The sequence below is a fragment of the Empedobacter tilapiae genome, assembly GCF_004785645.1.
In the GTDB taxonomy this organism is placed as follows: Bacteria; Bacteroidota; Bacteroidia; order Flavobacteriales; family Weeksellaceae; genus Empedobacter; species Empedobacter tilapiae.
On the sequence record NZ_SRPE01000008.1, the window covers coordinates 89323 to 115721 of the forward strand.

The window sequence follows — 26399 nt, forward strand, 5'->3', positions numbered from 1 at the left end:
TATATTTTAGAAGACATCTCAAAGGACACAAAAACCTTTACTGGAAAAACAATAAATCGAGAAGTAAGGGTAAGTAAAATAGATGATTCAAACGGTTTTATAGATATTGTTGTAAATGATAAAGGATTGACTTCAAGTAGTGCTGACGATCTTTTGATAGAATTCAAATGGTATGGAGGTGATAAAACTGTTTCACAGAAAACATTTTTGGATGAGTTTGTAAAACGAGATTTAAATAATATCGAAAGTTTTAACAACTTACAATGGCGTATCAAAGGACAAAAACTTACAAAAGATAAAATGATTGAATATCTTTCTTCTAATGAGGGAAGACAGATGTTAAAAAATATTCCTGCTGAGAAAGCTAATAAGATCTTAGGAAGAGATGATTTAAGGGGGATAACAGAGTTGCAAAGGAATAAAATTGCTGAAGCAATAATTGAACATTTTAATAACCAGTCAAATTTTAATAGTGTATTCAAATGAAGTATATATCTAAATACAATTGTGATGTTTTTGACGTAACATTTAGAGGAAACTTAATCACTGTCTATGAAAATAATTTATTGATAGATGGAAATAAAATAGATGGGAAATTTAATGGTTTTTCGCGAATTGATGACAAACTTTTTACTTATGATATTAACGCTGGTAAAACCATTTTTTATTCCATTAATACATTGGAAAGTATTTATTCTTTGAATAATTATTTAGGTATTAGAAATGATATAGATAAAAGAAAAAATAGGTGTAATTATTTTGGGCAGTATGAAAGTATCGATAATGAATATTGGGTTTTTATAGATAAAAATACTTACGAAATTATTAGTTTTTTTGAAATTAATATATACAATAGAAGCTTATCACTAATTAAAGATGAGTGTTTTATTTCAAAGAATAAAGATTTAATTACTTTAAAAAATATTATAAATAATGAAACTATTTGGCAACAATCATTTACAGACTTATTAGATTCAGAAGAAGTCTTGTTACGCTATTATTACGTTTACCAAGAAAAGCTAATACTTCATTTACGCACAAATGGTTTATCACAGAATAAATATGTTTCTATTGTATTAGATGTTAATACAGGTAAAGAACTTTATCGCACAGAAGAAACACTGGGTAAAAAATTAATAAATGGACTAGGCTATACATTATACGACCAAACTTTATGGATAAGTAACCCCGAAACGTATGAAGTAAATCGTATTGATTTATCAGAAACACTATTTCCATTAAACAAAATAATAGACGATAAAATAGGCGATGTAGATTTAGGAAAAACAGAAGTGAAATTTAGATTTTCGCCAGATTATTTTACAGTTGAGTATCCTTACTTGTATTTTTCTGAACAAAGAGGTCAGCAAGTAGGAGCTTTAAATATAGAAACCATGGAATTAGTATTTCATACAGAAATCGAAGAAAAAGGTTTAGTAAAAGATTTAAAATCGAGCAATGGAAAATTCTTTGTGCATACTACAGAGAATAACCTTTATGTTTTTGGATAATTAAGAAATAGACCTAAAGAATTTGTGAATTCAATAGAAGGATTTGAAATAAAATATTTGGCAGACAGACAATTCGAAGCAGATATAATGGAATTTGTAGAAGAACACGATTTAGGTATTCCAGAAATATTTCAAGTAACATCAATGATTTCTAGATCAAAAGATAGATATATCTACTATACAGCTAAATTAAATGATGTATCTATGATTTCTAATGCCTATGATATTTTCGATACTGAGAAAAAGGAAGTTGTATTTCAGGGTGAGGAAATAGAAATTGATGGTCATTTCTATAAAGAACCCCAAGTTAATGATGAATTGTTTACTATTCTAGATAGTAAAGGTAATCTTATAATTCACAAATTGAAAGATATATTAGCCAGTCAACTTGATCGCGCGGATTTGTAAAAGCTAGGGTAGTGTATCAGATGTGTTGGTGATTCGTAAAAAACACATAAACAATAAATTAACCATAAAATAATTTTGCCCAATAGTGGACTAATCTCTACTATTGGGTAATTTTGAGTAAGTTCTTTGAAAACCAAAATTTGCGACAGCGATTGGCGTGTAAATCCTTTTTGCGTAGCGATTTAGCGAAATAAAAAGATTGCAACAAAAAGCGCGATTGTTCGCCCAAAAATAAAAACCTACAAAGGAATCGGCGTAGATTTTGAAATTGTTGAAGAACCTATTTTAGACATCTCAAGTTTAGGCATAAACGATAAAATAGAATCAGGCGATCCAAAATTGATGCGTACGTATGGAATTGATTACACTAACAAAATGTACAGTATAAGTTAAACAACATATTTATAACTTATTTTTCGTTGATTAAATTCTTTAATAATTTTATAATTCAAAAAACTATGTTTTTTTGTTGTAAAATTTTTTAATGTATTCGAATATTTCTAATTCCCAAGTAAGTTGTTATTTTAAATATTTTATACACAATATAGTTTACTGATTTTCAATAAAATAAAATAAATCACACTAATCAAAAATGGACAACAGTTAAATAAAATACTATTGTTTTTTATAGTAAAATTTCTCCTAATCAAGATATAACTAACGAAAATGTTAGAAATAATCGTTTTAAAAATAGACTTATTTATAAATTCATAATAATTGAATAAGATTAATAACTTTGAATTACGGAAAACCGTATTTTAAACTACAAAGCTTTTTGTATATTTAGCCAACATATCATAAGTCATATGCAAAAAATAACACAACTATAAAAACTAAAATAATAATAAATGGCAATTAATTTACAAAAGGGACAAAAAATTGATATCGGATTAACAAAATTAACAATAGGTCTTGGTTGGGATCCTAATGAAGGAACGGGAAATGCTTTTGATTTAGACGCATCAGCAATTATGATTGATTCTTCTAGGAAACTTGTTGGAGAAGACTTTTTTATATTTTATAATAATTTAAATTCACCAGATGGAGCTTTGACACATACAGGGGATGATCCTACGGGAGGAAACAGTGACGGTGATGATGACGAAGCAATTGTAATAGATTTAAGTAAAGTTGATTCTAGAGTAGAAGAAATTCTTTTTGTTGTAACTATTGAAGATTTTGAAAGAAGAAAGCAAAATTTCGGACAAGTTCGCAACTCATATATACGTATTGTTGATAATAACAATAATAATGAAGAAGTGGCTAAGTACGAATTAGACGAAGATTTTTCAATAGAAACAGGTGTAGAGTTCGGTCGCTTATATAAAAGAAATGGCGCATGGAAGTTCGAAGCATCTGGAATTGGTTACAAAGCAGATTTAGGGTTTTTCCTAGAAAAATATTACAACGGATCAATTATTAAATAAAATTTTAGTGATAGATATACAATCGTTTGATCACTTTTCTTTTGATTTGTGGATGACAATAATTAAGTCTAATCCTCAATTTAAACCGAAAAGAACAAAATTACTTCAAGATTTTTTTTCTATTGATAAAAGTCTAGAAGAAATTAATAAAACAATAAGATATTATGATAATTTATATAACCAAATCTCAGAAAAAACAGGAAATCATATTCCTAGAGAAGAGGTTTTTTATTTAATTTTAGATGCATTAAAAAAAGATATTACTCAGATAACTACTCCTCAATTGACAGATTTTTTTGCATTAGCAGATACACTATTTCTAGAAAACCTACCAGAGGTTTTGTGGAAGGATATTTACGTGATATTAGAAGAAATAAAGAATCAAGGAAAAACAACAAATATACTTAGTAATACAGCTTTTATACATGGTAATTCGCTGAGAAAGGTATTGGAAGACTTAGGTTTAGCGGATTATTTTTCATTTATGATCTTTTCTGATGAAGTAGGTTTTTCTAAGCCAAATATTAAAATATTTGAATATCTTTACCAGAAGACATTAGAAATAAAAGATATAGATAAAAGTAAAATTATTCATATTGGAGACAATAGTTTTGCTGATTATAATGGAGCATTGGAATATGGGATTCAAGGAAAATTAGTGAAATTTGATTAACAATGAATAAAAGATTCAGTTTACATAAAATACATGAAGAAATAAACTGCCCTTTTGATGAGGCAGGATATAGTAGATTTAAGTTTGGTGATACCTATTATGCCAAACTTTTTGCAGAAGACTTATTTGATGGATTTATAACAGAATTTGGTACAGAGATTTTAGAACAAAAAGAGATTATTCTTTTTCCAAGTCCATATCATTCAATCCCTACAGCATCTAATTTTCTTTGTTCTTATTTCAAAGAAATGCTCAATTATTTTCTTTTTCAAAATGGAAAATCAGCTTGTATTGAAGGTAAAATACATCGTCAACAAACTTATGTAGATGATTACGGGAATATGAGCTTTGAAGAAAGGATTAAGTTAATTTCGAATGATACTTATTATATCGACAAACACTTTGTAGATGGCAAATTTTGTATATTTATAGATGATATTAAAATTACAGGAAGTCACGAAAAAACAGTAGATAAAATATTAAAAGAATATCATGTTAATGGTGAATTTATTTTTGTTTATTTTGCTGAATTAATGAATTCAAGTATTCATCCAAAAATAGAGAATCACTATAATTATTATAAAATAAAATCTGCTAAAGATCTGGTTGATGTTATAAATAGCGAACATTTTCATTTTAATACACGAATCACAAAATATATTTTGTTGATGGAGAATGAAGATTTTGAATTCGTTTGTCAAAATATAACAAAAGAACAGCTAAATCAAATGTTAGGACTTGCAATTAGTAACAACTATCATCAAGTAGAAGAATATAAAAACAATATTAATCAATTAAAAAATAAAATAAAATGGCAATCAACTTACAAAAAGGACAAAGACAAAATATTGACGCACCAAAATTCACTATAGGTTTAGGATGGGATGCAAATAATTCTTCTACAGGAGGTTCTTTTGATTTAGATGCATCTGTTTTTGTATTAGATGAAAACAAAAAAATAATTTCAGATGAGTTTTTTGTTTTTTATAATAACTTACAAACACCTGATAAAGCTGTAACACATACAGGAGATAATTTAACAGGAGATGGAGATGGAGATGACGAACAAATTAAAATTGACCTTACAGGTGTAGATCCAAGAGTAAAAGAAATTATTGTTGTCGTTACAATACATGAAGCAGATTCTAGAAATCAGAATTTTGGACAAGTAAGAAATTCATTTATTAGAATTTTTAATACAGACACAAATGAAGAAATTCTTAAATATGAATTAGATGAAGATTTTTCTATTGAAACAGCAGTTGAATTTGGAAGAGTTTATGAAAGAAACGGAGAATGGAAGTTTGAAGCTGTAGGGAACGGACAAAGAGAAGGTCTTGCTAAATATTTAAGCTTATATCAGTAAAAAAAAATGGAATTACAAATAACCAACACAGCTATAGATAAGAATGGGAATGTAGATCTTTCTCAAATAAATACTTTAGAACTACAAAAATATGATAGTATTGTAAACTCTATCGATGAGCAAAATCCAAACTCTATAATAAGTTTTGGATCAGAATTGCAAAATTCTTTAGCTAATCAAAGTGATTCATTTCTTAATAATGTTAGAAAATCAAATTCTGGAGAAGTAGGAGAATTAATAAATAAATTATTGATAGAACTTAACTATGTTGATGTAGATGAATTAGAAGGTAGTTCTGTAAAGAAGTTTTTTAAGAAATTACCATTCTTTAAAAATATGGTAACTTCTGTAGAAACTCTGTTTGTTAAATATGATAAAATTGTCAATAATATTTCTGATATTTCTAATAAAGTAAATGCAGGAATTATTACTTCTACAAAAGACAATGCTGTTTTACAAACCATTTTTACGAACAATATAGATTCGGTTTCTAAGATTGAAGAGTATATAATTGCAGGAACTATAAAGCAACAAAAATCGAACGAAGAGTTAGCAGTAATGGATTCAAATCCTGATAATTATCAAGATTATCAGATTTCGGATAAAAGAGATTTCATTAACAGATTAGATAGAAGGTTAGCAGATCTTAAAGTTGTTCGATTTATCATTTTGCAATCATTGCCACAGATTAGATTAATCCAGAGTAACAATATATCGATAGCGGAAAAAGCGCAGACTATTTTGACAACAACTTTACCCGTTTGGAAAAATCAATTGACATTAGCAGTTGCGATGCATCGTCAACAACAAAATATAGAAGTTCAGAAAAAAGTATCATCTACAACAGAAGAAATTCTTAGAAAAAATGCCCAAAGACTTCAACAAAATACAGTTGATGTAGCCAAAGCAAATGAGCAAACAATAGTTTCTATGGATACTTTAAGAGAAACAACAAACTCATTGATTAATACCTTGACAGAAGTTAAACAAATACAACAACAAGGTGCGCAGTCTAGACAGCAATTAGATGTAGAATTAAAAAAATTAGAAGATACTTTGAAAAAACAAATTCAAAATTCTTAAATAGAAATTGGATCAGGACAAAGAGATAATAAAAAAAAGTAAAAAAAGATTACAAAAATTAAAGCTTCTAAGTAAGTTTTTTGATAAAGCAGATCTTATTAATATCATCATAAAGACAGAACTTATTCAGTCTTATTTTAATACAAAATCACCAAACGATTTAGATATTAATAAGCTCGAGCTTTTTCACCTACAATATACGGATAGTCTTATTGTTTTGTTGGAAAAAATCAAAAAACAGAAAGAGGCCAACATTCTTGCTATCTATACCGAAATAGACAAGAATGAAGAATATATCGAAAGTTACTCAAATAACGATGTGGGAGGATTTCATTTAGACAAGAAATTTCATAATAGTTTTGTTTCAGATTATTTAAAATCTTTTTACTATAATATGGTAGAAGTTAGGATGGATTTTGATAGCAAGATAATTCGAAATTTTTCTAATAATTATGCGATGAATTATTACAGAAGGATTGATCAAATCAATTATTTGTTAAGTCTTCCAAAAACAAAATATTATGAGTTTGAAAACGTAGATGTTGAAAAGAAGTTATTAGGAAAACTCAATTTGAACAACTTTATGCTTCGTTTTGTTTGCGGTTATAACAGTAATAATCAAATATTCGAATTATTTAAAATTACAAATACAGAAGATCAATTTATTTGGAATTTACAAACGAATGAATTTTATTTTTTAGCAAAAGATATCATGCTTCTATTAGATACTTCTCCTAATGTATCGAGTCAGAAAAATATTGTCGATGACCTTGTGTTGAGAAATAAAGAATTAGAATTAAAATCAGAGCATATGAAAACAGATTTGTCTGAAGATATATTATCTGTTTTACAAAAATATAAAGAAACATTAGAAAATCAAGATATCGTTAATCAAGTGATTGATGTAGATGAAGAAATGAATATACTTAACGCTATGCTTGATTTAAACTTAAATAACAAATTACAATAACTATGGCAATTAACTTACAAAAAGGACAAAGAATTAATTTACAAAAAGATAATGGTAGCACATTGCAAAATGTATGTGTTGGTGTAAACTGGGGAGCTATTGAAAAGAAAGGGTGGCTTGGAGGAATCTCTAAAGAGGCAGTCGATTTAGATGCAAGTTGTGTTTTATATGACGAGAACAAAAATCCTTTAGATGTTATATACTTTGGTCAATTGGCTTCTAAAGATGGAGCCGTTCGTCATAGCGGAGATGATTTGACAGGTGATGTTTCAGGAGATGATGGCTTAGACAATGAAGTGATAACATTAGACTTTTCAAGACTTAATTCTAACGTAAATTTTGTAGCATTTGTACTTAATAGTTATAAAGGACAAGATTTCGGAACTATACCATTTGCTTCAATCCGCATATATGAAGGAACACCGTCAAGAGTTTCAGAAGTTTTTGCAACTTATAATATTGCAAAAGGTGAAGGTTTTTCAGGACATGTATCTATGGTTTTAGGTATATTCTATAAAAGAAATGGAGAGTGGAAATTTAACGCAGTTGGAGAGCCAACAAGCGATAAAAAATTACAAGAGACTGTAGAAACAGTTCGACATAATTATTTATAAAAAATAACAATACCTACTAAAATACTATAAAAAAATGGCAATTAATTTACAAAAAGGTCAAAAAATTGACTTAAGGAAAAGCACGGGAGAAGCATTAACTAATTTTTGTGTTGGTGTAAACTGGGGAGCAATAGAAACTATTAAACCTGGTTTCTTAGGCATGGGATCTAAGAAAGTTGTAGAAGATGTAGATTTAGATTTAAGCTGTGTTATGCTTGATTCTAATAATGAAATGGTAGATTGGATTTATTCTCCAGATTATAATGCTTGGTTATCCAATAATAATTTTCCATTAGGAAAACTATCTTCCAAAGATGGAGGTCTTCGTCATAGTGGTGATGATAGACAAGGAGATGTCGGAGGTGACGATGGTTTAGATAATGAAATTATTTCAGTTGATCTTAATCACTTAAGTCCAAATATTGATAAGATATTTTTCTTTATAAATATTTACCTTAACAAAGGTCAAAATTTTGATTTTTCGCAAATACCTTTTGCCAAAATAAGAATGTATGAAGGAACTCCAACTAGAGTAGATAACGTACATTCTAATTATGATATCGTTACAGATTCTAGTTACAGAGGTAAAGGAGCTTTAGTATTAGGAAAACTTTATTTACGCAATGGTGAATGGAAATTTGATGCGATAGGAGAACCATCAGATGATAAAATCTTTATTCAAACCATTCAAAGAATTCTACAGAATTATAAATAATCTATACTATGAGAAGGTTACCTGTTTATTTATTATTAGATACTTCAGGCTCAATGTCTGGAGAACCTATAGAAGCTGTGAAAAATGGAGTTCAAATGATGATTCATTCTTTACGTCAAAATCCACAAGCTATTGAAACAGCTTTTATTAGCATAATTACTTTTGATCACGAAGCTAAACAAATTATTCCTTTAACAGATTTAGCTTCTTTTCAAATGGTTGATATTAAAGCTCAAAGTACTACTTCTTTGGGGGCAGCATTAAGTTTGCTTGCAGATAGAATGGAAACTGAAATTACCAAAACTACAACAGAACAAAAAGGAGACTGGAAACCATTAACTTTTATTATGAGTGATGGTGTACCAACAGATGATTGGCAAGTAGGTCTTTCAAAAATAAAAGCAATAAATAAAGGATTAATAATAGGTTGTGCAGCGGGAAGTGCAGCAGATGATTCTATTTTAAAACAAATTGCTGATTCAGTTGTCAGATTAGATAGTGCTGATTCAGATAGTATATCTAAATTTTTTCAATGGGTTACAGCATCTATTTCTACAACATCAACAAAAGTAGAAGAATCTGGAATTGATTTGAAAAAAATAGATCAATTACCGCCACCGCCTTCAGAGTTAGTAATTGTTTCTTAATTTATGAATAGAAGATTATTAGCTTATTTCCTCTTAGACACTTCAGGATCTATGAGAGGAGAGCCCATAGCAGCCTTAAATAATGGATTTAATGGTTTGATAAGTATGTTGCGATCTGATCCTCAAGCAATGGATTCTTTGCATCTTAGTGTCATTACCTATGATAGAGAAGTTAAAAATTTAATTCCTTTGATAGATCTAGCAAGCTTTCATCCTGTAGAAATTAAATGTCCAGATAGTGGACCTACTCATACTGGAGAAGCACTGGAGATGGTTTATCAGCTTGTTAACAAAGAAATTGTCAGAGGGTCCGAAGATGTAAAAGGAGATTGGAAACCTTTACTTTTTGTATTTACTGATGGTAAACCTTCTGATTTGCAAAAATACAGAGAAATTGTTCCGAAAATTAAATCATTAGATTTTGGCGTAATTGTAGGTTGTGCAGCAGGACCAAAAGCAGAAGTAAGTTTTTTACAAGATTTAACAGATAACGTTGTCAAATTAGACACGACTGATGTATCAACACTTACAACATTCTTCCAATGGGTAAGTTCATCTATCGAAATGGGAAGTAAATCTCAAGGTACAGGTGAAGCAATGACACTTCCACCACCACCAAGTGAACTTAATATTATTGTGTAAAACATAAAACTATGAGAAGATTACCCATATACTTCCTTATTGATGTTTCAGAATCAATGGTGGGAGAGCCTATTGAGCAAGTTCAAGATGGTATTGCTACAATCATAAAAGAACTTAAAACTGATCCTTACGCATTAGAAACTGTTTGGTTATCAATTATTGGTTTTGCAGGTAAAAGTAAAATAATCACACCTTTACAAGATATTATTACATTTTATCCACCCAAAATTCCAATTGGTAGTGGAACATCTTTATCAAAAGGATTAGAAGAACTAATGAATGCTATTGATAGAGATATTGTAAAGACAACTTTTGAAAGAAAAGGAGATTGGAAACCAATTATATTTTTATTTACAGATGGGATTCCAACAGATTCTACTGATCAAGCAATTGGGCGTTGGAACTCTAATTACAAAGGAAAAAGTAATTTAATTATCATTTCTATAGGAGATAATACCAACTTAAATTTATTAGGAAAATTATCTGACCAAGTATTGTTGTTTAATAATACTGATGTGAACTCGTACAAAGAATTCTTTAAATGGGTTACAGCATCTATAAAAGCAACAAGTGAAAATGTAAACAATACCAATACTGATGGAATTAATCTAAGCAAAGCTAATTCTGATTTAGTAGAGAAGATTGATTTAACGAAAAAACATGAAATTCCTGATGAAAATACAGTTGTAATAAGAGGAAAATGCTCTGATACAGAAAAATCGTATCTCATCAAATATAAAAAGGATTTTAAAAATTCTGGTTTTATGGATTTGTTATCATCATATTTTAAAGTAGTATGCGCATTCAAAATAGACGAAAACTCTTATCAAGAATTCTCAGATCCAAATAAATCTCAAGTTAAAATTTCTGCGGATGAACTATATGGTAATCCTAGTTGTCCTGCTTGTGGCAATAGTTATGCTCTTGCAACTTGCCAATGTGGAGGAATTCATTGTATAAAAGGAGATGGTCCAGCAAAATGTCCATGGTGTGGAAACGAAGGGTATTATGGTATGTCAGAAGAAGACTTTGATATTAATAGAACTTTAGGATAAATATGGAAAATTTATTGACTCAAATCCTAAAAGAAAAAGAAATAGAAAATTCAAAAATAGTAGATACAACTATTTCAAAATTAATGGAAAATGAGAAAGTATATGAACTATCTAAATCTATTAAAGAAATAAAGCAACAAATATTAGACATCTTTTATATGAATATATACAAAGAAGAATTTAGAGAAGCTCATATTTATATTCCAAATGCAAATGCAAAAAAGGAATATAATTACACGTTTGATATGTCTTCTTTTCCTTCAATTAAAATAAGTGATATTAAAAACTTAGAACTTGTAGGATTACAATTTGACGAAGAAAAAAACACTATTTTTGGCACACCAACAATAGCTAATACAATAGAAATTCAGATTGAGTTTTATAGTACACAAGATGAAAATCTAACATTAGATATAAAACAAATTCCTTTTATTGTAAATGCAGATCCCAAAGATCTTTGGCTGAATAAACCTAGTGCAAAAGACATCAGATTCTCAAAAGATGATGATACCTCTTTTTCTTCTTTATTTTTAAATAAAAAAATTGTTGTAGTCTCTAAACGTGGTCGCTCTCATGCTCATGAAGGAACTACAAGAGATGACGATTTTATGGTAAAAGAATTACCCGAAAATTGGTCAATTATTGCCCTTGCAGACGGAGCAGGTTCTGCTAAATTCGCTAGAGCAGGTTCTAAATTTGCAACTGAAAATATTGTTAAAGCTTTTGAAAATGAAGAATTATTGAAAACTTTATCAGAACAAATAATTAATTATTATTCTGAACAACCAATAATTAATCAATCAAATAACTCTGAAATCGATTTAAATCAAGTTACAGATGAATCTTCAATTATAGAAACTTCAACACCTGAAACAATCGAAGATTCTAAACTGAAAATTAAAGGTCTTATTATAAATTCTCTTTACACACAGGTAAAAAAACTACATACAGATTTAGAAACCTTTGCTAGTAATAATGAATTTACGTTGAAAGATCTTCACACAACATTGATATTTACGTTAATTAAAAAATTCGATTTTGGATATGTAATTTTATCTTTTGGAGTTGGAGATTGCCCAATTAATATTTTAGAAGAAAATGATACAAAAGTGAAACTACTTAACTTTCTTGATGTAGGAGAATTTGGAGGTGGAACTCGCTTTATTACAATGCCAGAAATTTTTTCTAGACCTGATATGGTCAACCGTTTCGGAATAAATTGTTTCCAAGACTTTTCGAAATTATTTTTGATGACAGATGGTATTTATGATCCAAAATTTGTTGTTGAAAGTAAATTAGAAAATATGGAAACTTGGAAGAACTTTTTACACGATTTAAGTGGAAAAAATGAAGACAAAGCAATTGTTGACTTTATAAATGATTCTGAGATAGAAAATCAATTATCTCGTTGGATGGATTTTTGGAGCAAAGGAAATCATGATGACAGAACTTTAGCTATTATATACTAAGATTATGAGTATAATTAGAGTAAATTCAATCATAGACAATACCAAATCATATGATTTTATAGATGATGGTAACCCTAAAAAGGGAGGCATGAAAGATGTTTATTTTTCTCCTGATAAAAAGTATGTAGTTGCTTTTTTTCGAGATTCATTAGATTTTAATCAAAAAGAAAGAATAAAAAGAATAGTCAAATTATACCTCGATAACATAAAAAGTGGAACTAGTTCAGATTATTTTTTAGATGATATATTTCGCTGGCCTTACGATGCTGTAGAAAAAGATGGAAAAACAGGAGTTATTGTTCCTATTTATAATCCAAAATTTTTCTTTTCGAAAGGTTATACTTCTGATGAAACAATAAAAGGAGGAGAAAAAGTAGGGAAATGGTTTACAACACCTTCTTTCCGAAATAAAGAATACCCTTTATCATTAGATAATTCCGAATTAGGAGATTGGTTAAGTTATTTTCAAATCGGAATTAACATATCACGTGGAGTGAAAAAAATGCATCAAATGGGATTAGCACATTCAGATTTATCTTACAATAATGTTTTAGTAGATCCAGTTTCAAAATCAGCTGCAATAATTGATATTGATGGTTTGGTTGTCCCAGGATTATTTCCTCCAGATGTAATAGGAACCGCAGATTTTATTGCTCCAGAAGTATTAAAAACAAAGCATCTACCACTTCAAGATCCTAATAGAATTTTGCCTAATCAGAAAACAGATTTACACGCTTTGCCTGTACTAATTTACATGTATTTGTTAAGAAGACATCCTTTACGTGGAGGTAAAATTTGGGATTTGGATTCTGAGAAAGATGAGGTTTTATCTATGGGAGAAAAAGCAATTTTTATAGAGCATCCTACAGATACAACAAATCGTGTAAAAGTTGATCAACTTAAAAAATGGAATTTATTTTGGGGAGATCCTAAAAAAATACCTTATACGGTGACAGGACCATATCTTTCTGAATTATTTAGAAGAGCTTTTATAGATGGTTTACACAACCCTATGTTACGACCAATTGCAAATGAATGGGAAACCGCTTTATTGAAAACTGTAGATCTTATACAACCTTGTAGTAACCTGCAATGTGACGAAAAATGGTATGTTTTTGATAATACATCGCAGCCTAAATGTCCTTTTTGCGGAACACCACATAAAGGCACTTTACCAGTTGTGGATTTATATTACAAATTTAAAGATGATGTTTGGAAACCCGAAAATCATCGTTTGATGGTCTATCACAATCAATATCTTTTCAAATGGCATGTTTCCAGAAAAGTAATCAGAAACGAAAGTTTAAGTGATATAGATAAAAAACCTGTTGGATATTTTACATTTTATCAAAATAAATGGGTTCTAGTCAACCAAAGTTTACCCAATATGAAAGATGTAACCGAGAATAAACCAATTCCTATCAACTCGATGGTAGAGTTAACGGATGGGAAAAAAATAATGCTTTCTGACGAAGATGGAGGGCGATTAATGTATATAACTTTAACTAATAAATAATTAAAAAAGATGGATAAAAGTATTATTGATTTGCATCCTGGTTTAGTAATTGGTTTTGCTATCGTAGTAATAGTAATGCTATTGTTAGACCTTGGAGTATTTAACAAAAAAGCACACGAAGTGTCTTCTAAGGAAGCAACTATTTGGACAATTGTGTGGATATCATTAGCCATGGTATTTTCTGGAGTTGTCTATTGGGTATTTAACCAGGACGCAGGTGGACATGATCTCGCCATTGAAAAATTCACCCAATTCCAAGCGGCTTATTGGATTGAGAAAGCACTCTCAGTGGACAACTTGTTTGTCTTTATTCTCGTATTTGGATTCTTCAAAGTTCCAAGAAATTTGCATCATAAAGTTCTTTTTTGGGGAATTATTGGAGCCTTAGTTTTTCGTGCGATTTTCATTTTTGCAGGTGTTGGTATTATTAATTTGACTTACTTGCCAGAATGGGTTATTTTCGGAACACCAGTCCGCATTAATGTTGTAATGACGTTATTTGGATTATTCTTAGTTTACGCGGGTATCAAATCTTGGGGCGGTGGCGACGACGACGATGAGGAAGATTTCAGTAAAACTGCTGGTGCTCGTTTGGTAAAAAGATTCTACAAAGTTGCAGACAATTATGATGGTGATAAATTTTTTACAATCCAAAACGGAATTAAAATGGCAACGCCGCTTTTAGTTGTAGTTGCGGTTATTGAGTTTACAGATGTACTATTTGCAGTAGATTCTATTCCAGCAATCTTTGCTATTTCTAAAGATCCATTTATTCTTTATACCTCAAATATTTTTGCGATTTTAGGTCTTAGATCATTATATTTCTTATTAGCTAATTTCATTCATATGTTTAGCAAATTACCTTACGGATTAGCAATTATATTGAGTTTTATTGGAGTAAAAATGCTAATATCTCCGTGGTACCATATTCCTTCTCCAATTTCGTTAGCAATCGTTGGGAGTATTTTGGTATTATCAGTTATTGCATCTATCATGTTTCCAGATAAGGATGATGAGGATGTAGCGAAAGCATAATAAATATCTTTATACAAAAGCATTTGCATTGTTATTTTACTTTGTTAATTTATTAATCCGAATGCTTTTTTCTTCTAAAATAATGAATCCCAATTTTCTATTTAATGAATGAAAATTCTACTTCTTCAAATTTGAATAATGATTCATCAATCATTGATGTTTCAGGACAAAATCCTATGCCATTACCTCGCTTTGATGAAAATGAATTTGAAAATTCAAACAAAGATTTTTATTGGAAATTAGGCGACAAGTTTTCAAAAAGATTGAATTTAAATTCCAATCAAATTGAATTATTAAATAAGATAAATTTTGCAGATAATGTTTTTAATGAAATCATTTTCTGTAGAATTCAGATTTTAAAACAATTTTTTAGAGCCTATGATTTTCTGTTAGAAAAATGTATACCCGTTAATAAAGCATATTCTAATGTCATCGATGAAATGTCAGAAATTATCATCGTTAATAAATACAACTATCGAAAAGAAAGTCTTAACTACGTTTATACCATTGAAACGATCAAAATAGAAATTCTCCAACAAATTTTAAAATATTGTGAGAATACAGTAAGAGAAGTTTACGGAATTAAGCGAAAAATAAATACCAATCTTGATTATCAAAATCCAGACATTATAAGGTTACATGAAAAGAAAATTCTTTCAAAATTATCTGTTTTTTTGATAGAAGATCAAGCTAAGATCTTAGATGCGGATTCCAAAACCAATATTATTTTAAATGAAACGAATACAAATAGATGGAAAACCAAATTTGATGATGTTGTAAAACATTATTCAAATATTATAGGGTTTAATTGGGAAATTGACCGTTTAGTTGATATTAATGAAAAGAATCCGTCCGCAAGTCATATCTATTTTGAGGCAGCGAAATTTATTGCTGATTTTGATAAAGTTGTTGCTTTAGAATTGTATTTTAAATATTTGGATAAAGATATTATTTCAACAAAATTTGAGAACAAACAATTTCCAAAATCGATTCAAAAAGTAATATTTAGAAATCAAGATGAGGTAAATAATTTTGTAGATTTAGTACAACAATTCATTAATAATAAGAATCTCGAACGTACAATTTCTTTTATACCAACTATTTTTCAACCTAAAAGAAAGAAAATTAGCATTGATAGAAGTGCAATTGCAGATATACAAAAGCAAGATTCATTAACTGTTGAATTGTTAGAAGAGTACCTTGGTGACGAAGAATCGATAGAAATTACTGAAACAGAGCAAACTTTAACCGAAGAATTTATTCTTCCAGAAGTTACGAATGAAACGATTAACTCATTCAAGTTTAAGGATGATCTTCAATTATCAGATATTCAAGTCAATATTTTAGAATTATTTGAAAAATCAAGCTATTCAATGATTCAAAACGAGCTTGAAGATTTTATTAAATCTAAAAATTTATTTCTCAATTCTACCATTGATGCGATCAACGATAAATGTTTTGAAATGCTTGATGATGTTTTGATTGAAGAAGATGATGATTATTACACGATTTATCCAGATTATTACAAAAAACTATTATTAAATGATTGACAATATTAAACCCAAAGAAGTAACTTCAATTATTAATTCTTTAATAAGCGGTGTTGTTCCTAAAATAGGCGTTCAACATATTACCGTTGGGCGCTCCGAAGAGATAAATGCCTTTATCAGTTCTTTAGAAGATGTGAAAAATGGTCATAGTCTTGCTAAATTTTGGATCGGAGATTTCGGAAGCGGAAAATCTTTTATGCTTCATTTGCTAAATACGGTGGCGTTAAAACAAAAATTTGTTGTTGCCAATGCCGATTTTACTCCAGAAAATAGAATTTATGCAAATGATGGAAAAAGTGTTTTGTTGTATGCCGCAATTATGGATAACATTGCCATCCAAACAAAGCCAGAAGGTGGTGCTTTGCCAACGCTTTTAGAAAAATGGATAGAACAAGTTATCACAAAAGTAAGTGAAGAACAAAATATTTCTCTTTCAGATATTCGTAATGATCAATATTTGCCATTAGTACAAAACGCAATAATGAAAACCGTTAACGAGATTACGGAAGTCGGAGGTTTTGATTTCGCTTCGGTAATTATTAAATACTATGAAGGTTACATAAAAGGCGATGAATATCTTCGCCGAAATGCCTTAAAATGGTTGAAAGGAGAATACAAAACCAAAACAGAAGCACGACAAGATCTTGGAGTTCGAGAGATAATCAATGATTCCAATTATTATGATATGCTCAAAAATTTCTGCAAATTATTTGTGAGTATGGGTTACAGTGGATTTATGATAAATCTGGACGAAGCTATCAATTTATACAAGATTACAACTTCGGCAGCGAGAGAAAAAAATTATGAAAAAATTCTTTCGATCTATAATGATTGTTTCCAAGGAAAGGTTTCTAATTTCTTTATAAATTTTGCAGGAACTAAAGAGTTTTTAGAAAATGAAAGACGCGGATTATTTAGTTATCAAGCTTTAAAATCTCGTTTAGAACCTAACAAATTTGAAACTTTAGAAATAAGAGATTTTGCACAACCTGTCATTAAATTAAAACCATTAAATCACAATGAAATTTTTGTTTTATTAACGAAACTAAAATCCATTTTTGATTTGAATTATAAAACAGAATTAAATGTTTCTGATGAAGATATTACTTCATTTATGGAAGAAATGTTTAATAAACCTGGAGCTTCCGAGTTTTTGACACCTCGTGAAGTAATTCGAGATTTTCTGAATATTCTCAACATTATTCGTCAAAATCCTGAAATTGATAAAAGAAAATTGTTTGGAGAAATCGAAATTTCTGACGAAAGACCAAATGACCTTGTAGCTTTAGATTCAATCGAAGAAATATGACGACTTACGAATTGCTTTCTGAGCCGATCCGAAAGTACATAAGAGATAAACGTTGGGATAGTTTTCGTCCGATTCAGGAAGCTGCAATTCAGAGAATTACTTCTACTGATAACAATTACATATTAATATCAAGAACCGCTTCTGGTAAAACGGAAGCGGCTTTTCTTCCTATTTTATCAAAAGTAAATTTTAAAGAATCTGGTGTTAAAGTCTTGTACATTTCACCTTTAATTGCTTTAATTAATGACCAGTTTTTGCGAATAGAACAACTTTGCAATTATTTGGATATTTCTGTAACAAAATGGCATGGCGAAGCTAGTAAAAGTAAAAAAGAACAGCTTCTAAAAAATCCAAATGGAATTCTTCTCATTACACCAGAGTCTATTGAAGCAATGTTTTGCAATAAACCTCATAATGTTGTTCAACTTTTTTCCCTGCTGGAATATATTGTTATTGACGAAATACATAATTTTTTAGGTTCAGATAGAGGTTTACAATTACAATCTTTGATTCACAGATTGCAGCAAAAAAGCTCTAAAAAAGTATCTGTAGTTGGACTTTCAGCAACCGTGAGTGATGCAAACCAATATGTTGAGTTAAAGTCATTTTTTGGTAATCCAGATCATACAAAAGTCATTAGAGATACTACACCAAAACCTATTAATGCAGATTTTAGATATTTCGATTCCAATTCTACGGAATTGCCTTTGGATCTTTTAAAAGATTTGTATAAAGAAACTAGAGATTGTAAAGCATTAGTTTTTCCCAATGCAAGAGGACGTGTGGAAGAAGTTGCTGTAAAATTGAAGAAAATTTCCGATAAAGTTGGAGGTCATCAAAATTATTTTTCTCATCATTCGGCTGTAGATAAAGAAACGCGTGAATATGTAGAGTTTTTTGCAAAAAATACAAATCAACAAAATTTCACCATTTCTTGTACTTCAACTTTAGAATTAGGAATTGATATTGGTAATGTAGATAAAGTTGTTCAGATTGATGCTACACACAGTATTGCATCGCTAATACAGCGTATCGGGAGAAGTGGAAGACGAGTAGGAAAAGATAGTAATTTAGTTCTTTATTCAACGGATTCTTGGAGTTTTTTGCAATCGTTGGCGTCTTGGCTTTTATATCAAGAAAATTTTATAGAGCCAGTTTTTATCTCAGATAAGCCTTATGATGTTCTTTTGCATCAGATTTTATCTATTGTTAAAAGTTCTTCAGGAATTGAAATTGAGAAGTTATATTTGCAAGTTTCAAACAATCCTGCTTTTCTAAAAATTAGTAAAAACGAAGTTTTATCGCTCATTAATCATCTCATAGGTTTAGATTTTTTAGAAAAAATAGGAAATGAAATTATTCTTGGGATCGATGCTGAACCGCTTGTAAACTCTAAAGATTTTTATTCACTTTTTAAAACAGATACTTTTTTAAAAGTTGTAAACTCGGGCAATAAAATAGGTGAATTGCCTTTGTCTCCTCAATTAATTGTAAACGAAAATGTATTTCTATCAGCTCGAATTTGGAAAATAATTGACGTAGATTTTAAATCCAAAAAAGTTGAAGTTATTCCGACAAATGATGGTAAAAAACCTCTTTTCTTCGGAAATAGTGCAGATGTAGCTTCAAAGATTAGAGAAAAAATGTTTGAAGTGCTTACATCCAAAACAGATTATGATTTTATAGATGAAAACAGCAGGTTTGCTTTATTCGAATTGCAAAAAGAATTTTCATTTCTCAAAATTGAAAATCTTAAAAAACAACGCCCAGTTTTGATAAAAGAAAAATCGAAAATCTTTTATACTTTTTCAAGTTCAAAAGTTAATAGAACTATTTCTTTTCTCTTGACTTTAAACAAAATTGAAAATAGGATAGATGAATCATCAAGTTCTATCGAGCTTATTAATGAATCTTTTTCGGTTGATGATTTTACAAATATTCTAAAAAATATTGAGAAAAAGGAAATAGAAAAGCAACTTCAAATGCTTTTAGCTTTTGAAAAAGGACAAGAAATGCTTGATTTTTCAAAATGGGCTATCTATCTACCACTTGAAATGCAGATAGATTTAATCAAAACAAAGTACTTCGATTTTAATGAAGTTAAAAATTTTGGAGAAACAAACATGTTTGTGAAATATAAGTAATGTTACAATTGTAATTATAAAAAAATGGTTTTAAAAGATAAGAATTATCACTTAAAAATTTCATTTAAAAACGTCAAAAATTACATAAAACGTTCGACTGAAATAACTGTCAGCCCGCTAAAAGACAAAGAGAACCATTTTTTATTTATTCTTAAATCATATCATTTTTTTTGTTATATTTTATAGAATGATTTTTTGAAAATCTGAAAATTAAAGTTTATTTAAAAACGTCAAAAATGACATCAAATGTTCGACAGAAGTACCTTTCAGCCCGCTGAAAGGGATTCTATTATTTAGAATCTCTTTTTTTTATTTAATAAAATAAGGAGTGAGATATTATTTTTAATAACTATAAAAACCTAATGACAGATATAATTCCATCATTAGGTTTGTTCAATAATTTGGTTTAAGTTAAAAAATATTTTATTTCCAATAATTCCAATTTGTTCCATCAAATACAGCAAGTGTTTTACTGACTGTATCATAACATATCATTCCTGCATAAGGACTTTTGACGGTTAAATGAGGATTCGAGATTTTAGGCAAAATCATAGCTTTGTCTGTTGCTTCTAAGACTAAAATGCCAGTTGCGACAGAGGTCTCGGCTCCAATAATAACTCCATTTCCTATATCATTGGATGTATTTGAAATAAGATTTGATGTATTTCCTATATCGCTGAGATCTTTCCATACATTATTTTCAACCATACGTACCTTTTTTGTATTAATGTCGAAGACAAATGTTCCATTAGTAGGTGTTACATTTGTAGTATTGGTTACAGCAGGTAAAATAATGCCTTTTGAATTTGTTGAGCTTTGATCAAAATCTAATAATGTGTTTGATCCAACAACGTTTGTTTTTCCTACAGCAATTTGAGCATAAGAAAAGCTACTTAAGATTAATATGGTATAAACAAGATTTTTCATAATTATAACAGTTATTTATTCATTACAAGATTTTGAAATACATTTCCAAGTTGTTCCGTTATATAATTTGATACAGCTTGCACTAGTGTCATAAATTAACATCCCTTCCTGTGGTTGAAGAACATTTGTAGAGCTAGAAACTCTAGAAATTACAAGACCTTTATTCTTTGATTCTAATACAATAAATCCATTTGGAACGTCGGCTGGCCATGTTGATCTTGGAGAGGCTAAAGATGATATTCCTACACTTGAAGATGGAATACCTGCAGTTGAAAAATCACCTTGTTTAACACATATATTATTTTGACAAATTAGATTTCCGTCATTAGCGGTCGGGTTACTTGCATCTATTTTAAGATTGTATACTTTTATATTGTTGAAAGCACTTATCAAAGAAAAGACCTCAAATTTAACCTCATCAAATGGTTTAGTTGCTCGGAATCCATAATTTTTCATTCCTGTTCCAATTGATAATATGATCGATAAATCCAGTAAACTTGCATCATTAGCTACTTCTTGTAAAACACCATTTAGATAAGTTTTGACAAAAAATCCTTCCAAAACGTCTGCCTGAAGAAGATAAGGTACATCTTCTATTGTAAATCCTACGTAGGTACCACTTGGATATCTGTTTGTTAAATCCAAAACACTTATTCCTACTGTTCCTCCAGCTCCAACATTCATGTTTAAAGTTGCATAATCCGTAGCTGATGGAGTAATTAAGTTTTGAGCGTTGTCAACTCCACACAAAGCACAAGCGAGTCCTTCAGGTCCTGTTTTAAATTGATTTATAACTACTGGGTGTGTAGGTGTGTTTTCAATAGGACGATTAGTGCTACAGTCAATAGGATTTTGACATGGATTCATAATGTATAAATCGTATATCTTAACGATTCCTAATGAAATACCTACTGGTTGTTCATAAATTAATTGTATTTCATCAAATGTAGCAGGCGCCTTGAACCCTAATGTTTTTCGAATATTTGTTGCCACATTTGCACCCAAAAGGAAATTGCTTCCTTCTATAATCCCTACTTGTGCGTTATTTCTTAATAATCGAAGTTTTAATTTAGGCAAAACAGCTACATTAATCAAACTTGTAAATTCAACATCAAAAGAAACATATGCTCCTACGCTAAAAGGTGTCAATTGTTTGTGTATAGCTATTGTCGCTGTACTAAGTGCTCCCACTGGAATATTAATGCTAGCATAAGTTAAAGGATTGTTATCTAAAATATGGTCAATATCTACAATATTTCCGACTGTAGCAATACCTGTAACTCCTGTATTGTTACCAATACTAACTGGATATTGATTCTTCCCTATTAATGTATTCGTATTACACACAAATGCTGGTCCTTCACAAAATTGTTTGACAATCATATTATAAATTTTTGTCTCACCTAACAGATCAACACTCAATAATGTTGACATTCTAAATTGAACCTCATCAAATGGTTTTGTTGTAACAAAACCGACAACACTGCGTGGAGCACTGCCTAAAACACCTACATTTAATAATAGCGAATTTGAATTTGATGTTTCTTGCTCTACTCCATTTAAATAAGTTCTGATTGAAATTCCACCTAATAGATTAACATTTAACAAATTTGTATTCGAGATTTCAAATCCTGCAAAATATCCTGCATTAAATTGCTGACCACTTGTCGCCACAGATAAGGTTGCTGTACCTGCTAAAGAAGCTGTTACATTAATTGAAGCATAATCATTTATATCACTATTCACAACATTATTTGAATTACTTACTGAGGCAACAGATATTCCTCCCGTACCTGTACGAATTTGTTGGACAGTTGCTGGATAAGTAGGGGCTATAATTCTAGTATCTACATTACAAGAGGGTGCTGGTCCGTTACAATTACGTTTTACCACCAAATTATAAATCTGAGTTGATCCAAACACATTAAGTCCTAGCAGATTTGTCTGAACATATTGAACCTCATTAAATGGTAGAGTTGTCGTAAATCCTACTTCAGCTCTGTTAGCACCTCCTAATAAAGACAAACTAACGAGTAAGGTATTGCTATTCGATGTTTCTTGTAAAACACCATTCAAATAAGTGACGATTTTTGTTCCATTTAATAAATCTAAATTGAGTAGATTGGTGTTCGAAATCTCAAATCCTGCAAAAGATCCTGCATCATATGTTTTATTCAAATCTTTTACCGATACTTGAGCTGAAGCGCCTAATGCAACCCCTAAAGACATTGTAGCAAAATCTGTTGTATCGCTATTGACAATGTTTCCAATGTTTGTAATGTTACCTACTGTTAGTCCGCTTGTTCCTGTTCTATTATTCTCATAATTAACGACAGCTGCAAAATTATTCTCTATAATTCGAGTGCTTGTATTACAGACCAAAGTCTGCGGAGTTGCGCAAGGTGTGATGGTATAAACATAGTTAACAGCTGTTGTTGTTATTCCTAATGTTGTGACGGTTACCCTTATTTTATTAAACGGTTTGGTTGAAGTTACTCCAAGATTTCTATTGGAAGCAGAAACAGCAGTTATAGGTACTTCTACTGTTATAGCATCTCCAGTAGCTACGTTACCTAAATATGTTTCTACTCGATAAGTTGTTGATAAAGCAACTGTACTTGTTTCAGACAGAACTACTCCAGCATAAGTACCAGCAGGATAAGTTGTTGAATTGTTTTGTACCTCAATATTTGCTGTTGGATTAATTACTACTGAGGTCCAAGTTGCTGCATTTGTTAAATCGGAGTCTGTTAACCTATTTTTATTCGCAAAATGATCACCGAGACCTTGCGATGAATTTACAGTAAGAGCATTTGGTGCAAAATTATTGTTCGTCCAGGTAACTGGAGAGTTGCATGCTCCCTGCCCGTATGCCCAATTAAACAGGCATAGAGATAGGAACAGAAATAAATTCTGTATAATATTTTTCATGTTTATAGTAGTTGTTTAATTAATAAATCTTTGGTTGGCAGTAGAAATATTAATTAACTAAATAAACAATGAAGGAGAGCGTATTTCTAAGTGAGACAAGCAGATTGCGTAATCGCAAAAAATATAATGGTAATATTTTTTTTTGTATTGAATATCGTGGTCTGTAATCTTATTTATAAAAGTCATAAAAAGTGCAGCATAATTATAAAATATCTCATAATAAACACCAAGAGCACTAGGTTTATATAGATTAAAAAAAGTAGAGGACTTATAGGGTAAATAAAAGAGTTTTTCGTGTTTATAAACTTTTTCTGATTGAGATAAATTTTGCTTGTCTTTGCTTTTTGATTTATTTATGGAAGTTTTAAATATCTGTTTTTTTAATATTTTATTTTGTTGAGATGGAGTAGTATCATTTTTTTCTTTCGTCCCTATATTAGATATAATAGTGTTTTCAGAAATATAAAAAGTTGTATTCTCTTTTATTGTTATAACTATTTTATTTGTAGGAGATTCAGAATTAACCTCTTCATTTATTTCTCCTATATAAGGAAAAACTGAAGTTGATAAAAAATACAATAATAAGAAAAGGTAAGTAGATTTAGTATGATTGAGATAATGTAATAAAAATTCTCTCATACATGTATAGTGTTAATCGGTTGATGTTTACGAATATACAAAATTAAAAGAGAATGTTCACATAATTTTATGATTTTAATTACAAAAATAATTAATTGAAGAAAGAATCTGATAAGATTATTTTAGATTATCTAGATATCATATCATAGATTTTGTGTGGTTTTGTCTATACTGGATTAGCAAATCACTTAAGTATATAAATATAATAAAGACAAAAAATCCCTTATCTTTTTAGATAAAGGATTTCAAAAAAACTCAAAAATAATGATTTTCTAATCATCAACTTTACTATGTAGTTTTCCGTAGAAAAAATAAATACAGATTCCAATAATTAACCAAATCAAAAGTCGCCACCAGCTTTCCATTGTTAATGAAGTCATTAAATAAACACAAACAATAATTCCTAAAATAGGAACGAATGGGACTAATGGAACTTTAAATTTACGTTCGGCATTTGGCATTTTTTTACGCATCACAATGATACCAATACAAACTAAAGTAAAGGCAAATAAAGTTCCGATACTTACCATATGACCTAAATCTTTGATTGGAACAAATCCTGCAAAAATGCTTACAAATACTAAGAAGAATAAATTAGTTTTCCAAGGCGTATGAAATTTTTTGTGTACATGTGAGAAGAATGAAGGTAATAGTCCATCATTACTCATACTGTAAAATACGCGACTTTGTCCTAGTAACATGACTAAAATAACGGAAGTATATCCTGCAATAATAGCTAAAATCAAAACGCTTTGTAAAAATGTATAACCAGTAACTGCAAAAGCTGTAGCAGCTGGCGAAGCATCTCCTTTAAAGATTTGATAAGGTACTAAACCTGTCATCACCCAAGAAAACAATACATACAAAATAGTACAAATAACTAAAGAACCTAAAATACCTATAGGCATTCCTTTTTGTGGATTTTTTGCTTCCTGAGCTGCAGTAGAAACAGCATCGAAACCTACAAAAGCAAAGAAAACGACAGCTGCACCTGCTGCGATACCTGGCATTCCTCCGAATTGAGTTCCTGGGATATTTTTAGGAATAAATGGAATATGATTTTCAGGATTGATATGACTCCAACCTAAAACAATAAATACAATTACAACACTTACTTTTAAGACAACTAAAATATTGTTGATAATTGCAGATTCTTTTGTACCTCTGATTAATACTAAAGACAATAAGCACACAATAAATATTGCAGGTAAATTGATGATACCTCCATCTGCTGGAGCATGTAATAATTCTTGAGGTAGATGAATATTTATTCCTTGTAAAAATTTATCGACGTATGCCGACCAACTTACGCTTACGGTAGCTGCTGCCAAAGCATATTCTAATACTAGATCCCAGCCAATAATCCAAGCAATGAATTCACCCATAGTTGCATAAGAGTAGGTGTAAGCGCTTCCTGCAACAGGTATCATAGAAGCAAACTCTGCATAACAAAGTCCTGCAAACGCGCAACCAACAGCTGCTAATACGAATGATAAAGTAACTGCTGGACCAGCATGGTCAGCTGCAGCTATTCCTGTTAAACTAAATAAGCCAGCACCAATGATAGCACCAATACCTAAAGCAACCAATGCTCCTGAAGACAGAGACCTTTTTAAACCACCTTCTGTTTCCTGCGAATCTTCTATTAATTTCGCTAATGGTTTAATTTTCCAAATAGACATAAAAATACATGTGTTAAAACTTGATGAAATGTAAAGTATTTCGAGTTTATTTTTAATAATCGAAAAATAAATTTCACTAAAATTAT

At 29.9% G+C, this 26399-nt stretch carries 24 protein-coding genes; 20 read left to right on the top strand and 4 right to left on the bottom strand.

What is annotated here, in order from left to right:
• The first annotated feature begins 126 nt into the window (after positions 1 to 126).
• The 20 genes from E4J94_RS12060 to E4J94_RS12155 all read left to right on the top strand — a co-directional run bounded on the left by E4J94_RS12060 (position 127) and on the right by E4J94_RS12155 (position 20134).
• Positions 127 to 486, top strand: coding sequence for a hypothetical protein (locus E4J94_RS12060; RefSeq protein WP_135836057.1), 360 nt, complete (start codon positions 127 to 129; stop codon positions 484 to 486).
• Entirely contained in the window at positions 483 to 1511 is a 1029-nt protein-coding gene (locus E4J94_RS12065; protein ID WP_135836058.1) for a hypothetical protein, read from the top strand. The genes E4J94_RS12060 and E4J94_RS12065 overlap by 4 nt, the downstream gene beginning before the upstream one ends.
• A gap of 24 nt (positions 1512 to 1535) precedes the next feature.
• On the top strand, positions 1536 to 1919 hold the full coding sequence (locus E4J94_RS12070; protein ID WP_246034321.1) for a hypothetical protein: 384 nt from the start codon (positions 1536 to 1538) through the stop codon (positions 1917 to 1919).
• Between the two features lie 848 nt (positions 1920 to 2767).
• A complete protein-coding gene (locus E4J94_RS12075) occupies positions 2768 to 3346 on the top strand; it encodes a TerD family protein (protein ID WP_135836059.1) in 579 nt (192 codons plus the stop codon).
• Between the two features lie 7 nt (positions 3347 to 3353).
• Positions 3354 to 4019, top strand: coding sequence for an HAD family hydrolase (locus E4J94_RS12080; protein WP_135836060.1), 666 nt, complete (start codon positions 3354 to 3356; stop codon positions 4017 to 4019).
• 2 nt (positions 4020 to 4021) lie between these two features.
• Complete coding sequence (locus tag E4J94_RS12085; RefSeq protein WP_135836061.1) at positions 4022 to 4891, top strand: phosphoribosyltransferase family protein; 870 nt, start codon at positions 4022 to 4024, stop codon at positions 4889 to 4891.
• Positions 4831 to 5385: a TerD family protein gene (locus E4J94_RS12090; protein ID WP_135836062.1), complete on the top strand. Its 555-nt coding sequence runs from the start codon at positions 4831 to 4833 to the stop codon at positions 5383 to 5385. The genes E4J94_RS12085 and E4J94_RS12090 overlap by 61 nt, the downstream gene beginning before the upstream one ends.
• A gap of 6 nt (positions 5386 to 5391) precedes the next feature.
• Complete coding sequence (locus E4J94_RS12095) at positions 5392 to 6468, top strand: toxic anion resistance protein (RefSeq protein ID WP_135836063.1); 1077 nt, start codon at positions 5392 to 5394, stop codon at positions 6466 to 6468.
• A gap of 7 nt (positions 6469 to 6475) precedes the next feature.
• Positions 6476 to 7438, top strand: coding sequence for a hypothetical protein (locus E4J94_RS12100; protein ID WP_135836064.1), 963 nt, complete (start codon positions 6476 to 6478; stop codon positions 7436 to 7438).
• 2 nt (positions 7439 to 7440) lie between these two features.
• Positions 7441 to 8052 carry a TerD family protein gene (locus tag E4J94_RS12105; protein WP_135836065.1) on the top strand — a complete coding sequence of 204 codons (612 nt, stop codon included), beginning with the start codon at positions 7441 to 7443 and terminating at the stop codon, positions 8050 to 8052.
• A gap of 34 nt (positions 8053 to 8086) precedes the next feature.
• Positions 8087 to 8767: a TerD family protein gene (locus E4J94_RS12110; RefSeq protein ID WP_135836066.1), complete on the top strand. Its 681-nt coding sequence runs from the start codon at positions 8087 to 8089 to the stop codon at positions 8765 to 8767.
• 8 nt (positions 8768 to 8775) lie between these two features.
• Entirely contained in the window at positions 8776 to 9414 is a 639-nt protein-coding gene (locus tag E4J94_RS12115) for a vWA domain-containing protein (RefSeq protein WP_135836067.1), read from the top strand.
• A 3-nt stretch (positions 9415 to 9417) separates the two neighbouring features.
• A complete protein-coding gene (locus tag E4J94_RS12120; RefSeq protein ID WP_135836068.1) occupies positions 9418 to 10056 on the top strand; it encodes a vWA domain-containing protein in 639 nt (212 codons plus the stop codon).
• An 11-nt stretch (positions 10057 to 10067) separates the two neighbouring features.
• Complete coding sequence (locus E4J94_RS12125; protein ID WP_135836069.1) at positions 10068 to 11111, top strand: TerY-C metal binding domain-containing protein; 1044 nt, start codon at positions 10068 to 10070, stop codon at positions 11109 to 11111.
• Between the two features lie 2 nt (positions 11112 to 11113).
• The gene (locus E4J94_RS12130; RefSeq protein ID WP_135836070.1) at positions 11114 to 12580 is read left to right on the top strand and encodes a protein phosphatase 2C domain-containing protein; all 1467 of its coding nucleotides are present in this window, start codon (positions 11114 to 11116) and stop codon (positions 12578 to 12580) included.
• Positions 12581 to 12584: 4 nt separating this feature from the next.
• Positions 12585 to 14096 carry a helix-hairpin-helix domain-containing protein gene (locus E4J94_RS12135; protein ID WP_135836071.1) on the top strand — a complete coding sequence of 504 codons (1512 nt, stop codon included), beginning with the start codon at positions 12585 to 12587 and terminating at the stop codon, positions 14094 to 14096.
• A gap of 9 nt (positions 14097 to 14105) precedes the next feature.
• The gene (locus tag E4J94_RS12140) at positions 14106 to 15131 is read left to right on the top strand and encodes a TerC family protein (RefSeq protein ID WP_135836072.1); all 1026 of its coding nucleotides are present in this window, start codon (positions 14106 to 14108) and stop codon (positions 15129 to 15131) included.
• 104 nt (positions 15132 to 15235) lie between these two features.
• Entirely contained in the window at positions 15236 to 16681 is a 1446-nt protein-coding gene (locus E4J94_RS12145; protein ID WP_135836073.1) for a tellurite resistance TerB C-terminal domain-containing protein, read from the top strand.
• The gene (locus tag E4J94_RS12150) at positions 16674 to 17990 is read left to right on the top strand and encodes an ATP-binding protein (RefSeq protein WP_115000691.1); all 1317 of its coding nucleotides are present in this window, start codon (positions 16674 to 16676) and stop codon (positions 17988 to 17990) included. The genes E4J94_RS12145 and E4J94_RS12150 overlap by 8 nt, the downstream gene beginning before the upstream one ends.
• Entirely contained in the window at positions 17987 to 20134 is a 2148-nt protein-coding gene (locus tag E4J94_RS12155) for a DEAD/DEAH box helicase (RefSeq protein WP_135836074.1), read from the top strand. The genes E4J94_RS12150 and E4J94_RS12155 overlap by 4 nt, the downstream gene beginning before the upstream one ends.
• A gap of 423 nt (positions 20135 to 20557) precedes the next feature.
• Here E4J94_RS12155 and E4J94_RS12160 read toward each other — a convergent pair whose 3' ends face one another.
• From E4J94_RS12160 to E4J94_RS12175, 4 genes are all read right to left on the bottom strand, one after another.
• Positions 20558 to 21061: a hypothetical protein gene (locus E4J94_RS12160; RefSeq protein ID WP_135836075.1), complete on the bottom strand. Its 504-nt coding sequence runs from the start codon at positions 21059 to 21061 to the stop codon at positions 20558 to 20560.
• A 15-nt stretch (positions 21062 to 21076) separates the two neighbouring features.
• On the bottom strand, positions 21077 to 23992 hold the full coding sequence (locus E4J94_RS12165; protein WP_135836076.1) for a hypothetical protein: 2916 nt from the start codon (positions 23990 to 23992) through the stop codon (positions 21077 to 21079).
• A gap of 57 nt (positions 23993 to 24049) precedes the next feature.
• The gene (locus tag E4J94_RS12170) at positions 24050 to 24631 is read right to left on the bottom strand and encodes a hypothetical protein (protein WP_135836077.1); all 582 of its coding nucleotides are present in this window, start codon (positions 24629 to 24631) and stop codon (positions 24050 to 24052) included.
• Between the two features lie 272 nt (positions 24632 to 24903).
• Positions 24904 to 26313 carry an amino acid permease gene (locus E4J94_RS12175; RefSeq protein ID WP_135836078.1) on the bottom strand — a complete coding sequence of 470 codons (1410 nt, stop codon included), beginning with the start codon at positions 26311 to 26313 and terminating at the stop codon, positions 24904 to 24906.
• Between the last annotated feature and the right edge of the window lie 86 nt (positions 26314 to 26399).